The organism is Streptomyces olindensis, from assembly GCF_040645895.1.
Classification (GTDB): domain Bacteria; phylum Actinomycetota; class Actinomycetes; order Streptomycetales; family Streptomycetaceae; genus Streptomyces; species Streptomyces olindensis.
Genome location: NZ_JBEYZD010000031.1, coordinates 19,662 through 33,026, shown reverse-complemented (window position 1 = coordinate 33,026; position 13,365 = coordinate 19,662). Strand labels below are relative to the sequence as shown.

The following is a 13,365-nucleotide window of genomic DNA, read 5'->3' as shown; positions in this document are numbered from 1 at the left end:
GGGGTGCAGCCAGCAAGTGAAACCCCCGACACACCCTCCGGGCGCCTCCACCGGGCGCGTGCGCTCTACCGGAACGTCTCCAAGCGCAGGACCGCCTGGCTGTTGCTCAAGGACACCGTCAACTCCTGCATCGAGTACCGCATCCTGGGCCTGGCGGCCGAGGCCGCGTTCTTCACGCTGCTGTCCGTGCCGCCGCTGCTGCTGAGCATGATCGGACTGCTCGGCTACGTCGACGCCTGGACCGGCGCCGACACCATCCAGAGCCTCCAGACCAACATCCTGGAGGCCTCCCGCACGGTGCTGTCCGACCGGGGCGTCAAGGAGATGGCGGAGCCGATCCTGCACGACGTGATGAAGGGCGGCCGGCCCGACGTCATCTCCATCGGCTTCCTGTTCGCCCTGTGGTCCGGCTCCCGCGCGGTGAACGTCTTCATCGACACCATCACCGTGATGTACGGCCTCGACGGCGTCCGCGGCATCGTCAAGACCCGCCTGCTGGCCTTCCTGCTGTTCATCGTCGCCCTGCTGATCGGCTCCGTCGCCCTGCCGCTGATGGTGGCCGGGCCCGACGCGGTGGTGCGGATCGTGCCCTGGTCGACGACCGTCGTGCAGGTCCTCTACTGGCCCGTCGTGATCCTCCTGTCGATCGCCTTCCTGACGACGCTGTACCACGTGTCCGTCCCCGTCCGCTCCCCGTGGATCGAGGACGTGCCCGGCGCGCTGGTCGCCCTCGGCATGTGGGTGCTCGGCAGCTTCCTGCTGCGGATCTACCTGACCAGCACGGTCGAGGGCCCCACGATCTACGGTTCGCTCGCCGCGCCCGTCGCCGTGCTGCTGTGGATCGGCGTGTCCGCGTTCGCCGTGCTCGTCGGCGCCGCGGTCAACGCCGCCATCGACCGGGTCTGGCCGGCCGCCGCCACGGCAGCGGCCCGCGAGGCCAACGAGCGGCTGCGGCAGGCGCAGGTCGCCGAGTACGTGGCCCGCACCGCCGCCCGGGGCGAGGCCGACCCCGACATGCCCTCGGAGTTCCCGGAACGCTGGTCCCGCTTCCTGCCGCCGGAGGACGTCACGGCCCGGCTGCGCACCCACACCAAGCCCACCCACGCGAAGAGCGGCCACGGCAACGGAGAGGGACAGCCCCCCGCCGAGAAGTGACCGGCGCCGCTCTCACACCGTCCTCCTTCGCGGGCCCCCCGAAGCCGGCCGGCGCCTCGCCGTAGGCCCGCGTCGACACGGCCCGGAGGATTCCCCGTCAACGGATTCGACGACGTTCGCCGTCCCTCTTGCATGTTCTATGGCATACCCCATAAGTTACCGACAGGTAGCCCACGTGGTGGGCCGTATGGCCATGCGGAAGGTGGTGAGCGGATGAGTCCGCGCAGGAGTGACAGCCGCGACCGGATGATCCTCAGCGCTGCCGCTCTGCTGCGTGAGTACGGAGCGAGCGCGACCAGCATCGACCGGGTGCTCGCCCACAGCGGAGCTCCTCGGGGCTCGGTGTATCACCACTTCCCCGGCGGGCGGGCGCAGCTCATCGACGAGGCGGTGGCACTGGCGGGGGACTTCATCGCGGGGCTGATCGACGCCGCGACGCAGGCGGACGATCCGGTGGCGGCCGTCGACGCGTTCTTCCGGTTGTGGCGTGACCGGCTCGAGGAGAGCGGCTTCCGGGCCGGCTGCCCGATCGTGGCGGTGGCCGTGGAGACCAATGACGACGCGCCCCAGCTCGCCCGTTCCGCCGCCGCCGTCTTCGCCCGCTGGCAGGAGGCCCTCGCGGCCCTCTTCCTGAGGCACGGCCTGAGCGAGGAACGCAGCCGCAGGCTCGGTGCCTTCATCATCGCCGCGGTCGAAGGCGCGGTGATCATGTGCCGCGCCGAACAGAGCACCGCCCCGATCGAGGCCGCCGCCGCCGAGATCCACGACCTGCTCCTGTACGCCCTGCGCGACCGCCCCGGTGCCGGATCCGGTCCCCGGCCGTAGCCCGCGACCGCCCAGCCGCTTCACCCGCATTCTTCGAAGGAGTCGCCATGCCCTCGCTCGACCGTCAGGACAACGTCTTCGTCCTCGACCTCGGAGACGGTGAGAACCGCTTCCACCCCGACTGGCTCACCGCCGTCGGCGCCGCGCTCGACGAGGTGGAGAAGGCGGAAGGCCCCCGCGCCCTGGTCACCGCCGCCACCGGCAAGTTCTACTCCAACGGGCTCGATCTGGACTGGCTGTTCGCCCACGCCGACCAGCACCAGGACTACGTCGTCTCCGTCCACGAGCTGTTCGCGCGAATGCTGTCGCTGCCGGTCGTCACGGTGGCCGCGCTGCAGGGGCACACCTTCGCCGCCGGCGCGATGTTCTCCCTCGCCCACGACTTCCGCGTCATGCGCGCCGACCGCGGCTACTGGTGCCTGCCCGAAGCGGACATCAACATCCCCTTCACCCCCGGCATGTCCGCCCTCATCCAGTCCCGGCTCGCCCCGCAGACCGCGCACGAGGCCATGCTCACCGCCCGCCGCTACGGCGGCACCGACGCCGCGGCCGCCGGCATCGTCGACCAGGCGGTCGGTGAGGACGCGGTGCGCTCCACCGCCGTCGAGATCGCCCGGGCACAGGTGAACAAGGCCGGTGACACCCTCGGCACCATCAAGGCCCGCATGTACGCACCGGCCCTCGCCACCCTGCGCGACACCACCGCCCCGCTCGGCTGACCAGCACCTCACCCACCGCACCCACCTCACCCACCGCACCGAGCCGCGCCCCGGGCGCTTCCCCCGGGGCGGGGCTGCCCCAGCTGCCCACCGCATGAGGAGACAAGGCCGATGACAGCCGACACCGCCTGGCACAAGAGCGCCTGCATCCTGTGCGAGAACAACTGCGGCATCCAGATCCAGACCGACGGCCGCCGCTTCGCCAAGATCCGCGGCGACAAGGAGCATGTCGCCACCGCCGGCTACACCTGCAACAAGGCCCTGCGTCTGGACCACTACCAGAACGGCGGCGCCCGGCTGACGACCCCGCTGCGCCGGGAGGCGGACGGCACCTTCACCCCGATCGACTGGGACACCGCCATCCGCGAGATCGCCGCCCGGCTGAAGACCGTACGGGACACCCACGGCGGCGAATCGATCTTCTTCTACGGGGGCGGAGGACAGGGCAACCACCTCGGCGGCGCCTACAGCGGCGCCCTGCTACGCGCCCTCGGCGCCCGCTACCGCTCCAACCCGCTCGCCCAGGAGAAGACCGGCGAGGGCTTCGTCGACGCCCACCTCACCGGCGGACACACCACCGGAGACTTCCAGAACGCCGAAGTCTCCCTCTTCCTCGGCAAGAACCCCTGGCAGTCCCACGGCGTCCCGCGCGCCCGCACCGTACTCAAGGACATCGCCAAGGACCCCGCCCGCACCATGATCGTCATCGATCCGGTGCGCACGGAGACCGCCGACCTCGCCGACATCCACCTCCAGGTGAGGCCCGGCACCGACGCCTGGTGTCTGGCCGGCCTCCTCGGCATCCTGGTCCAGGAAGACCTCCTCGACCACGCCTTCCTCACCGCCCGCACGACCGGCGCCGACACGGTGATCGAGCAGCTCGAAGCGGTGGACGTCGCCCGCTGCGCGCGGACCTGCGGCGTGGACGAGGACCTGCTGCGTCGGACGGCACGCAGGATCGGCACCGCCTCCAGCGTCGCGACGTACGAGGACCTGGGCGTGCAACAGGGTCCCAACAGCACGCTGGTGTCCTACCTCAACAAGCTGACCTGGCTGCTGACCGGGAACTTCGCCAAGCCGGGCGCCATGCAGCCGCACTCGTGGATCGCCCCGCTGGCCCGCTACTCCACCAGCCCGCGCCGCACCCCCGTCACCGGCGCGCGGATGCCCGGCGGCCTGGTGCCCTGCAACGTCATCGCCGAGGAGATCCTCACCGACCACCCCGACCGCTTCCGGGCGATGATCATCGAGTCGTCCAACCCGGCGCACTCCCTGGCCGACTCCGCCGCATTCGCCCGGGCGCTCGCCGCGCTCGACCTGGTCGTCGTCATCGACATCGCCCTGACCGAGACCGGCCGCCGCGCCGACTACGTGCTGCCGGCCGCCTCCCAGTTCGAGAAGTGGGAAGCGACCTTCTTCACCTTCGAGTTCCCCCACAACACCTTCCACCTGCGCGCCCCGGTACTCGACCCGCTGCCCGGCACTCTGCCCGAACCCGAGATCTACGCCCGCCTCATCCGCGAACTGAACGCCGTCCCCGGCAGCAGGCTGACCGTGCTGCGCACGGCGGCACGCCTGGGCCGCACCGCCTACAAGGTCGCCTTCGCCGCTCTGGCCGCCGTCGACAAGAGCACCTTCGCCATGGCTCCGTACCTGCTGTACGAGACCCTCGGTCCCACCCTGCCCGCAGGCGCCCGGTCCGCCGCGGTGCTGTGGGCGCTCGCGCAGCGCATCGCCAAGGAGTACCCCGCCGCCACGCGCCGGGCCGGACACGCGAACGCCGACGCCCTGTTCGACGCCATGCTGGGCGGCCGCTCCGGCATCACGTTCACCGAGGACGAGTACGACCACGCCTGGAACTACGTGCCCCATCCCGGCCACCGCATCCCGCTGCCCATCCCCGAACTCCTCGCCCTCCTCGCCGACCTGGACACCACCCCGGCCGTCCACACCACCGAGGACTTCCCCATCGTCCTGGCCGCCGGCCAGCGACGGGCCTTCACGGCGAACACGATCTTCCGCGACAACGCCTGGCGCAAGCGCGACCAGCAGGGCACGCTGCGCGTCAGCTCGCAGGACGCCGAACAACTCGGGCTGTCCGACGGCGTCCTCGCCCGCATCACCACGCATCGCGGCACCGCCCGGGCGGTCGTCGAGGTCGACGACCGCCTGCAGCCAGGGCACGCGGCCCTGCCCAACGGCTTCGGCCTCGACCTGCCCACCGAGGGCGGCGGCACCGAGCGCACCGGCGTCGCCCTCAACACCCTCACCGACCTCACCTGGCGCGACCCCATCGCCGGCACCCCCTGGCACAAGCACGTCCCCGCCCGCATCGAGCCCCTTCCCGCGGCTCCTGGTGGAGGTTCGTAGGTAACGCCGAGGCGGGGGACGACGGGGTGGTTGAACCGTTTGGTGCCCCGGGCGCGTTCGGCCACGTCCACTCGGCTGCAGCGGAGGTGCCCCGTACGGCCGATCGATGTCGTCGCTCGATCGTGACTTCTTCCGTGCTCGTGCCCGGTAGGACGCGATGCTCGAACGAACGGCGTATGACCGGCGCCGTCGGCAGGTGCTGTGGGTGGGGGAAGAGCATGACGCGAGAAGCGGGGCGGCACGGGGGAGCGGGCGAACAGGCGGTGCTGCTGGTGGCCGGAGCGGCCGACCTGGCACTGAGCACGCTGGGTTCGGCCGTGGGGGCGGTGCGGGGTTTGTTGCGCCGCTCGGACGCCGCGGAGCTGGCGGCGCAGGCCGAACAGGATCTTTCGGCGCGTGGGCGGCTGGTGCTGGACCGGTACGCGGCCGTCCCCCCGGCTCACCTGGAGATCCTTGCCCGGCACGTGCTCGCTCGCAAGAGCACCGATGATGACTGACCGGTGGGAGCCGGCCGCGTTCAAGAGCCGTGTCGACGAGGTGGTGCGCCGCTTCGTCGCCCAGGAGGCCGACCGGTTCGCCGCGATCGATCCGCTTCTCGGCCCGGTGGCCGAGCAGGTGGAGGCCGCGGTCGCGGAGGGCAAACGGCTGCGAGCGGCGTTCTGCTACTGGGGCTGGCGCGCGGTCGGGCAGCCGGACAGCGATGCGCTGGTGCGGGCGGCGGCGTCCATGGAACTCGTGCACGCCGCCGCGGTCGTGCACGACGACCTCATCGACGACAGCGCCCTGCGGCACGGGCGCCCGACGGCCCATGTCGCTCTGCGCGGTGCCGTACGAGGTCGTCCACGCGCCGCGGCGGCGGCGAGGTCGCTGGCGATGCTGGTGGGGGACCTGCTGATGGCGCTTGCGGGGCAGTTGTTCACCACCAGCGGCCTGCCCGCCGCCTACCTCGCCCGCGCTCGGCCCCTGTGGTCGGTGATGGCCCGCGAACTCGTCGCGGGCGAGTGCCTGGAGATCCTGCGTACCGGAGCCGGCCCGGACACGACCGCGTCGCTGAAGGTGGTCCGCTACAAGACGGCCAAGTACACCGTCGAGCAGCCCCTGCTGATCGGCGGTGCCCTGGCCGGCGCCGGCGCGCGGCTGCGTGACGGCTACTCCGCGTACGGGCTGCCGCTGGGCGAGGCGTTCCAGCTGCGGGACGACCTGCTCGGCCTGTTCGGGGACCCGGAACGCACCGGCAAGGCCAACGCCGACGACGTACGCGGCCACCGGCCCACGGCGCTGCTGGCGGAGACCTGGCGCCTCGCCCAAGACGCGGACCGCGAGAGGCTCCACGCCCTGCTGGGCCGTCGCCGTCTGGACGCGGACGCTCTGGACGCGGTCCGCGAGGTGATGCGCCGGCTGAGGGCACCGGACCGCGTCGAGGCCATGATCAGCGCACGCGTGGAGGAGGCGCTCGGCGCCCTGCACGAGCTGGATGCACCCGCGCACGCCGACGCTGCCCTGACCGCGCTGGCGCGGTCAGCCGCGGACCGCCTCCGCTGACCCCCGACACCCGCCGGAGACGACGCCAGCGGTCCCCCCGGGGGCCGCTGCCCCACCCGCCGCTCGCGCACGATCCCATGGAAGACAAGGAGCCCCGCCATGACCTGCACCGAGGCATCGATGGACGCCCTGCGGCAGGCCGGTGACGAACTCGCCGACGCCACCGTCGCCGCACTGTTCGAACGCGGCCAGGTGGGCACGTTCAACACCCTGATGCGCTACGTCTCCACCGCCGGCGCTCCCCTTCCGGACGGTCTGCCGGACGTGGCCCGCGAGTACCTGGAGGCCACGCGCGTCCCGCCGTCGTGGGTGGACTGGTCGGAAATGGAGAAGGCCCGGCTGTTCTTCATCGACAACAACGTGCACATCTCCACCGCGCTGTCCTTCGCCGCCATGCCCGCCTGTTACGTCGTCCCGCACGTGGCGAAGCTGCTGTCGGCCACCCACGGGCTCAAGTACCCGTCCAAACGGATGGCGGAGACCGGCCAGTTCACCGTCTACCTGATGCAGCCCGACGCCTTCGAAGCCGGCAGCCGCTTCATCCCCGCCGCCCAGAAGGTCCGCCTCCTGCACGCCTCCATCCGCCACCACCTGGGGCGCGAGAAGGGCTGGGACACCGCGGGACCAGGGGTGCCGATCTGCCAGGAGGACATGATCGGCGGGCAGATGTTCTTCTCCCTGCTCGTGCTGGACAGCCTGCACCGCCTCGGCATCCACATGTCGCAGGAAGGCGCGGAAGCCTACTACTACGCCTGGCGGGTGGTCGGTGCCATGCTCGGCGTCGACCAGGACGCGGTCCCCAGGTCCCTCGACGAGGCCCGCCAGTTCCTCGACCTGTACATGATCCGGCACATGGGGCCTTCCGACGAAGGCGCGCATCTGACCCGCCAGCTCATCGACCTCTACGAGGAGGTCGTGCCCGGCACCCTCTTCGACCCGATCGTCTCCGCGCTGATCCGCCACCTCATCGGCGACACCTGCGCCGACTGGCTCGACGTGCCGCACACCCCATGGGACACCGTCGTCAAGGCCGTGCCCCATCTCCTCGGCGTCCTGGAGACCATCGAGGACCGCTCACCTCTCGGAGCCTGGGCACTGGACCGCCTCGGCCACCTCACGACCGTCTTCGAGCTGTCCTCCCTCACCCGCGGACGCGTCATGCACTACGCCATCCCCGAACAGCTCAAGAAGGACTACGGCATCCCCAGCGCGGTGCCCCGCACCCGCCGATGGACCCCACCGACCGCCACCCTCGCTTGATCACCACGTCGTTGCCCGAGCGGAGGCGCGCTCACCGGTCAGCCTCCGGGCGGTGGTCAGCACCGGGGAGGTGTGAGACACGGTCCAGAGGCGTCCGCGCGTCGGCGGCGTAGCCTGGAGCACGTGTACGCGGAGCGGGAGTCGCGGCTCGCCGGGGCGGTGGTGTGGACCAACACCCCGGAGCCGTCCGGCGTGGGGCGGGTGCTGCCCGACGGCTGCATGGACCTCCTGTGGCACGACGGGCGGCTGCTGGTCGCCGGGCCCGACACGCGGGCCCACCTCACGGACGGCGGGGGCGGCCCCTGGTGCGGCATCCGCTTCTCCCCGGGCACGGCCCCGGCGCTCCTCGGCGTACCGGCGCACGAGCTGCGCGACCGCCGGGTGGAACTCGCCGACCTGTGGCCGGCCCCGGAGGTACGGCGCCTGGCCGGCCGGGTGAACGCCGCCCCCGACCCGGCGAGCGGCCTGGAGGACCTGGCCCTGCTGCGGGCGGCCGGTGCCGAGCCCCCCGACCCGCTGCTGCGGCAGGTCGTCGCCGCCCTCGACGCGGGCCGCCCGGTCGCCGCGACCGCCGACGAACTCGGCGTCGGCGCCCGCCGCTTGCACCGGCGGTCGCTGGCCGCCTTCGGCTACGGCCCCAAGACCCTGGCCCGCATCCTGCGGCTGCGCCGCGCCCTCACGCTGGCCCGCGACGGCACGCCCTTCGCGGACACCGCCGCCCGGGCCGGTTACGCCGACCAGGCCCACCTCGCCCGCGACGTCCGGGAGTTGGCGGGCCTGCCGCTGGGGGAGCTACTCGGCCGCAGCGGCTAGCGGCGCGAACAGGTCCACGCCGTTGCCGTCCGGGTCGAGCACCACGGCGTACCGCTGCCCCCAGAAGGCGTCCCAGGGCTTGAGCTCGCCGTGGCAACCGGAGCCCACCAGTTCCTCGTACAGCGCGTCCACCTCCTCCGGCCCGTCACACCGCAGGGCGAGCGAGGTCCGGCCCCCGCCCGAGGGCGGCTGCCACGCGGGCAGGAAGGACCGGACGGTCTCCTCGGTGTCGAGCATGAGCCGCAGTCCGCCGGGCAGTCCGGCCTCGGTGTGCGGCTGCTGCCCGGCGTCCTCCGGGAAGGCGAACCCGAGCCGGCGGTAGAAGGCGACGGAGGCGGCCATGTCGGAGACGACCAGGCCGATGGCATCGAATCGTGCGGTCATGGGCCCACCGTAGGCAGGCCCGCGTCGACCGGTCTTGAAGGAATCGGACACCGGCCCGCGACCACGTCTCGGACTCCGTCGACGTCCGCGGCGCGGCCGCGACCCTCGCCCGAACGCCGCCGGCCCGCGGGCGGTGACCGAAACTTTTCGGGCACCGGTGGGCCCTCCGGGGCGGCCCGAGGTCTCCTAGGGTCGGATGCCATGGCACCACGACTGCTCGTCTACACCCGCACCACCGGCTACCGGCACGAGTCCATCCCGGCCGGCGTCGCCGCCCTGCGCACCCTCGGCGACTTCGACGTCCACGCCACCGAGGACCCGGCGGCCCTGGAGCGGCCCCTCGGCGGGTACGCGGCGGTGGTGTTCCTCTCCACCAGCGGCGAGGTCCTCACCCCGGCCGGCCGGGAACGGCTCGCCGCGTACGTGGAGTCGGGCGGCGGCTTCGTCGGCGTGCACGCGGCGGCCTGCACGGAGTACGACTGGCCGTACTACGGCGAGCTGCTGGGCACGTGGTTCGCCCGGCACCCCCTCCACCAGCCCGGCCGGGCCGTCGTCGAGGACCACGACCATCCGGCGACCCGGCACCTGCCCGCCGTCTGGGACTTCACCGACGAGTGGTACGACTTCCGCACCAGCCCGCGCGGCAGCGTCCGCGTCCTGGCCACCGCCGACGAGTCCTCCTACGAGGGCGGCGGCATGGGCGCCGACCACCCCCTGGTCTGGTGCCGCGACCACGGCCGGGGCCGCGTCTTCTACACGGCCCTCGGCCACGCCCCCGAGGCCTACGCGGACCCGGCGTTCCGGGCGCACCTCCTGGGCGGCATCCTCTGGGCGGCCGCGCTCCCGCTGCCCCTGCACCACCGCACCGGGACCGCGTGACGCCCGGCGGGCGCGCACGGCCTGCCGGCCCGTCCCGGCCCACACGGGCCCGCGACGTCCCACCCGCGGCTGGGACGTCGGTGGCCCGGGCCTGAGCCGTCCCTGGGCGGTCCGTGTACGGCGGCAGGGCTCGCCGTGGCCGCCGCCGGGCCGTGAGGCTGTGCCGAGCCAGACGAGACGAGCCGCCCCAGGGGCGACCCGCGGGGGACGGCGGTTCGGAAAGGAAGTCCGCATGAACATGCGCAATCGGGCCACGGCGATGGTGACGGCCGCGCTGCTGGGGGCCGGGGGCACCGGCATCGCCCTGGCACCGTCGGCGAACGCCGCTCCCGCGTACTTCGGCATCGACGGCGGCGGTGCCGTGGCCAACGACTGGGAGGACGAGGAGAACCTCGGCGTGGAGGCGTACTCCAAGGGCAACGCCATCGCCCTGTGGGAGACCGTCCTGTGGGCGGACGGCGCCCTCTGGGAGGACGACGAGGGGGAGTGGCGGCCCTTCAAGAAGAGCCAGATCGACGGGTCGTTCGGGCCGGAGACCGAGTCGGCCACGCAGTGGTGGCAGAGCCGCCACAACCTGCCCGAGACGGACGGCACCGTCGTCAGCGAGAGCTGGGACTTCGCCCAGACCCGGCTGCAGCTCCACCCGGGCAACATCGTCCAGTACAAGGGCATCGTCCGGAACGTCAACTTCAAGCGCGTGAGCGGCAAGTACCAGGTGAAGCTCAAGTACGTCGGGCCCTGGAAGCCCGCGCACTACCGCACGGTCGGCTGAGAACGCCGTGTTCACCGGGAGCGGGTGGCCTGCGCGGTCACCCGCTCCTCGCGGGCAGCACCCACAGCAGCCCCGCCAGCAGCACGGCGATGACCGCGAAGGAGACCAGCGCCGCCGCACGCCAGCGCCGGTACTCGGCGGCGGGGCGGGCCGCGGCGTCCACCGCCTGCCCGGCCGGACCCGGCAGGCCGCGCGGCCACGTCTGGTCGGCCAGGTCCCACAGCGCCAGCAGCCGCGCCTGGTCCGCCCCCGCCACCCGGCACAACGCCTGCACCGCCCCCCTCGGCGGCTGCTTGGCCCCGCTGAGGTACCGCTGCCACGACGACTTGCTGTACGCCGTGCGCCGCGCCAGCTCGGCCAGGCTCAGACCCGTGCGGTCCTTCAGCGCCCGCAACTGCTCGACCAGGTGCCGCGCCTCCCTCGGCAGTACGTCCGGAAGCGGCCGCCAGCGTGTCATGGTCGTCCCCCAACTGCCCACCCCTGGGCCCCGGCCCGCCCCGCCGCATCGTTCGACGCCGACCCGTCCCGGCCAGTTCCCGCCCCGGCAGGGCGCGCGGCGCGCACATGGAGCGCGAAACCGACGGCCGGCGCCGGGGAAGGGCGGGGCGGGGTGCCGCCGGGTGGCCGGTGGCCGGCCCCTGGCCCTCGTACAACCCGCCCCGCGCGCCCACCTTGAAGCCCGAGCAGCACCCCCGCCCCTAGCCCGAGCAGCACACGGGACGGCCGGCCCGCGGCCCTCAAGCCGGCCGCCGGACCTCAGGCCGTGGCCGTACCGGCAGGCCGTACCGCGACCGCGTCGACCTCGAACAGCATCCCCGGGAGGGCCAGGGACGCGACGCCGCTCAGGGTCTGGGCCGGGAGGCGGTCCCCGAAGCGGGCGTGCAGGGCCTTGCCCAGGATCTGCAGTTTGTCGAGGTCGTGGTCGACGATGAACGTGCCGAGACGCACGACGTGCTCGTAGCCGAGCCCGACCCCCTCCAGCGCCGACCGCAGCCGGTCGAAGGCGAGTTCCACCTGGGCGGCGAAGTCGCCCGGCACCGGCGTGCCGGTGGCGTCGGAGGCGTACTGTCCGCCGATGTATACGGTTTCACCGGGGGCCGACACGGCGTGGCTGTAGCCGAACGGCGTGGGGTCGTGCAGGGTGGCCGGGTTGGTGATCGTGCGCGAGTCGCGCGTCATGGCCGGGCGGTCCTTTCACGGAAGACGGCCGCCGCCCCACCGGCGGCGACCCGGACACCCCTGCCAACTCCCTCCGCCTGTACGGGCATTCCCGGCTCCGCCCCCGTCAGCGCACCCGTGTGACGAACGCCTGCCGGTCGCCGAAGCGGCCCTCGCCCGTGAGATCCAGCAGGTCCCCGTCGAAGGCCACGACACGGCCGCGGGCGTCGAGGGTCGGATGGGCCGCGGGCCGCTGGTTCACCGTGCCGTCGGACCGTCCGCGCCCGCGCGGGCCCATGGCCCGGTCCTACCTGCGCGGCGCCGCCGTGCTCGCCCGTTCCACCAGCCGCGTCGACAACTCCGTCCGCGTGCTCTCCGGTTGGTGGCCGTCCATCATGCGCAGCAGCGACCGCAGGGCCGTCGCGGCCATCTCCGACAGCGGCTGGCGGACGGTGGTCAGGCCGGGGGAGGCCCAGCGGGCCTCGGGCAGGTCGTCGAAGCCCACCACACTCAGGTCGTCCGGGACCCGCAACCCCCGCTCGGCCAGGGCCTGGTACACCCCCAGCGCCATCCGGTCCGAGCAGACGAACACGGCCGTCGGCGGCTCGGGCAGGTCGAGGAGTTCCAGCATGCGGCGGTGGGCCACCCCCTCGTCGAAGCCGGCGTGCCGGACGTACTCGGCGCGGTTGCGGATCCCGGCCGCCGCGAGCGCAGAGCGGTACCCGGCGACCCGCGCGCTGCTGCACATGGTGCGCCGGGGGCCGGCGATGACGGCGACGCGCTCATGGCCCAGGGACAGCAGATGCTCGGTGGCCGTCAGACCGCCCTGCCAGTTCGCCGCGCCCACCGACGCCACGCCCTCCGGCGGCTCCTGCACGGGGTCGATCATCACGAACGGGATGCGGTGCTGCTCCAGCCAGGCGTACTGCGACTCGCTCAGCTCGGCCAGGTTGAACAGCACCCCGGAGGACCCCCGCGCGACCAGCTTGTCCAGCCAGCCGCGCTCCGGACGGCCCACCCGGGAGCGGGTCAGCGCCGCCGACACCACGACCTCAAGACCCGCGTCGTGCGCCGCCTCCTCCACGCCGTGCAGCACCGCGCCCGACCAGGAGCTCTCCAGCGAGTGCACGACCAGGTCCACCAGCCGGGGCGCCTTGGCCGCGTCGAAGCGGGGTCTGCGGACGTAACCGAGCCGGTCGAGTGCCTCGGTGACCCGGCGGCGCGTCTCGGGCGCCACGTCCTCCCGGCCGTTGACCACCTTCGACGCGGTCGGCACCGACACCCCCGCCTCGCGGGCCACGACCGCCAGCGTCGGACCGGCCGCCACGCTCGCACTCGCCGTACGGACCATCGAAGAACCCACCTCTCCGGCCCGCCCGAGGGCCGTGGAAAGTTTCGACCAGCGCTTCCCGCGGCGGCGCGAAGCCCGACCGGACAGAAAGCGCTTCCTACTGTAGGTGGGGCGCAGGACGGCGGGAAGACAGATGA

The 13,365-nt window shown here is 73.0% G+C and carries 15 protein-coding genes; 10 read left to right on the top strand and 5 right to left on the bottom strand.

Going from position 1 to position 13,365, the window contains the following annotated elements; translation table 11 throughout:
* Nucleotides 1–3: 3 nt before the first annotated feature.
* The 8 genes from ABZ948_RS20950 to ABZ948_RS20915 all read left to right on the top strand — a co-directional run bounded on the left by ABZ948_RS20950 (nucleotide 4) and on the right by ABZ948_RS20915 (nucleotide 8,684).
* The gene (locus ABZ948_RS20950; RefSeq protein ID WP_359761624.1) at nucleotides 4–1,155 is read left to right on the top strand and encodes a YihY/virulence factor BrkB family protein; all 1,152 of its coding nucleotides are present in this window, start codon (nucleotides 4–6) and stop codon (nucleotides 1,153–1,155) included.
* A gap of 213 nt (nucleotides 1,156–1,368) precedes the next feature.
* Nucleotides 1,369–1,980 (top strand): TetR/AcrR family transcriptional regulator, encoded by a 612-nt coding sequence (locus tag ABZ948_RS20945; RefSeq protein WP_359761622.1) that lies wholly within the window; start codon nucleotides 1,369–1,371, stop codon nucleotides 1,978–1,980.
* Nucleotides 1,981–2,027: 47 nt separating this feature from the next.
* Nucleotides 2,028–2,699: an enoyl-CoA hydratase-related protein gene (locus ABZ948_RS20940; protein ID WP_359761620.1), complete on the top strand. Its 672-nt coding sequence runs from the start codon at nucleotides 2,028–2,030 to the stop codon at nucleotides 2,697–2,699.
* 111 nt (nucleotides 2,700–2,810) lie between these two features.
* Complete coding sequence (locus ABZ948_RS20935; RefSeq protein WP_359761618.1) at nucleotides 2,811–5,069, top strand: molybdopterin-dependent oxidoreductase; 2,259 nt, start codon at nucleotides 2,811–2,813, stop codon at nucleotides 5,067–5,069.
* A gap of 218 nt (nucleotides 5,070–5,287) precedes the next feature.
* Nucleotides 5,288–5,566 (top strand): polyprenyl synthetase, encoded by a 279-nt coding sequence (locus ABZ948_RS20930; protein WP_359761616.1) that lies wholly within the window; start codon nucleotides 5,288–5,290, stop codon nucleotides 5,564–5,566.
* Nucleotides 5,556–6,611 carry a polyprenyl synthetase family protein gene (locus ABZ948_RS20925; RefSeq protein WP_359761614.1) on the top strand — a complete coding sequence of 352 codons (1,056 nt, stop codon included), beginning with the start codon at nucleotides 5,556–5,558 and terminating at the stop codon, nucleotides 6,609–6,611. The genes ABZ948_RS20930 and ABZ948_RS20925 overlap by 11 nt, the downstream gene beginning before the upstream one ends.
* A 99-nt stretch (nucleotides 6,612–6,710) precedes the next feature.
* Nucleotides 6,711–7,871, top strand: a complete 1,161-nt coding sequence (locus ABZ948_RS20920; protein ID WP_359761612.1) for an oxygenase MpaB family protein — start codon at nucleotides 6,711–6,713, stop codon at nucleotides 7,869–7,871.
* A gap of 123 nt (nucleotides 7,872–7,994) precedes the next feature.
* Nucleotides 7,995–8,684 carry a helix-turn-helix domain-containing protein gene (locus ABZ948_RS20915; protein ID WP_359761610.1) on the top strand — a complete coding sequence of 230 codons (690 nt, stop codon included), beginning with the start codon at nucleotides 7,995–7,997 and terminating at the stop codon, nucleotides 8,682–8,684.
* Here ABZ948_RS20915 and ABZ948_RS20910 read toward each other — a convergent pair.
* Nucleotides 8,664–9,068, bottom strand: a complete 405-nt coding sequence (locus tag ABZ948_RS20910) for a VOC family protein (protein WP_359761608.1) — start codon at nucleotides 9,066–9,068, stop codon at nucleotides 8,664–8,666. The two genes, ABZ948_RS20915 and ABZ948_RS20910, sit on opposite strands and share 21 nt — an antisense overlap.
* 201 nt (nucleotides 9,069–9,269) lie before the next feature.
* Here ABZ948_RS20910 and ABZ948_RS20905 point away from each other — a divergent pair, with 201 nt between their 5' ends.
* Complete coding sequence (locus ABZ948_RS20905) at nucleotides 9,270–9,947, top strand: ThuA domain-containing protein (protein WP_359761606.1); 678 nt, start codon at nucleotides 9,270–9,272, stop codon at nucleotides 9,945–9,947.
* Between the two features lie 232 nt (nucleotides 9,948–10,179).
* Nucleotides 10,180–10,719, top strand: coding sequence for a peptidoglycan-binding domain-containing protein (locus tag ABZ948_RS20900; protein WP_359761604.1), 540 nt, complete (start codon nucleotides 10,180–10,182; stop codon nucleotides 10,717–10,719).
* 37 nt (nucleotides 10,720–10,756) lie between these two features.
* Here ABZ948_RS20900 and ABZ948_RS20895 read toward each other — a convergent pair whose 3' ends face one another.
* From ABZ948_RS20895 to ABZ948_RS20880, 4 genes are all read right to left on the bottom strand, one after another.
* Entirely contained in the window at nucleotides 10,757–11,176 is a 420-nt protein-coding gene (locus ABZ948_RS20895) for a helix-turn-helix domain-containing protein (RefSeq protein WP_359761602.1), read from the bottom strand.
* Nucleotides 11,177–11,475: 299 nt separating this feature from the next.
* On the bottom strand, nucleotides 11,476–11,898 hold the full coding sequence (locus ABZ948_RS20890) for a RidA family protein (RefSeq protein ID WP_359761600.1): 423 nt from the start codon (nucleotides 11,896–11,898) through the stop codon (nucleotides 11,476–11,478).
* Nucleotides 11,899–12,004: 106 nt separating this feature from the next.
* Nucleotides 12,005–12,175, bottom strand: a complete 171-nt coding sequence (locus ABZ948_RS20885) for a hypothetical protein (protein ID WP_359761598.1) — start codon at nucleotides 12,173–12,175, stop codon at nucleotides 12,005–12,007.
* Between the two features lie 9 nt (nucleotides 12,176–12,184).
* Nucleotides 12,185–13,228 carry a LacI family DNA-binding transcriptional regulator gene (locus ABZ948_RS20880; RefSeq protein WP_359761596.1) on the bottom strand — a complete coding sequence of 348 codons (1,044 nt, stop codon included), beginning with the start codon at nucleotides 13,226–13,228 and terminating at the stop codon, nucleotides 12,185–12,187.
* Between the last annotated feature and the right edge of the window lie 137 nt (nucleotides 13,229–13,365).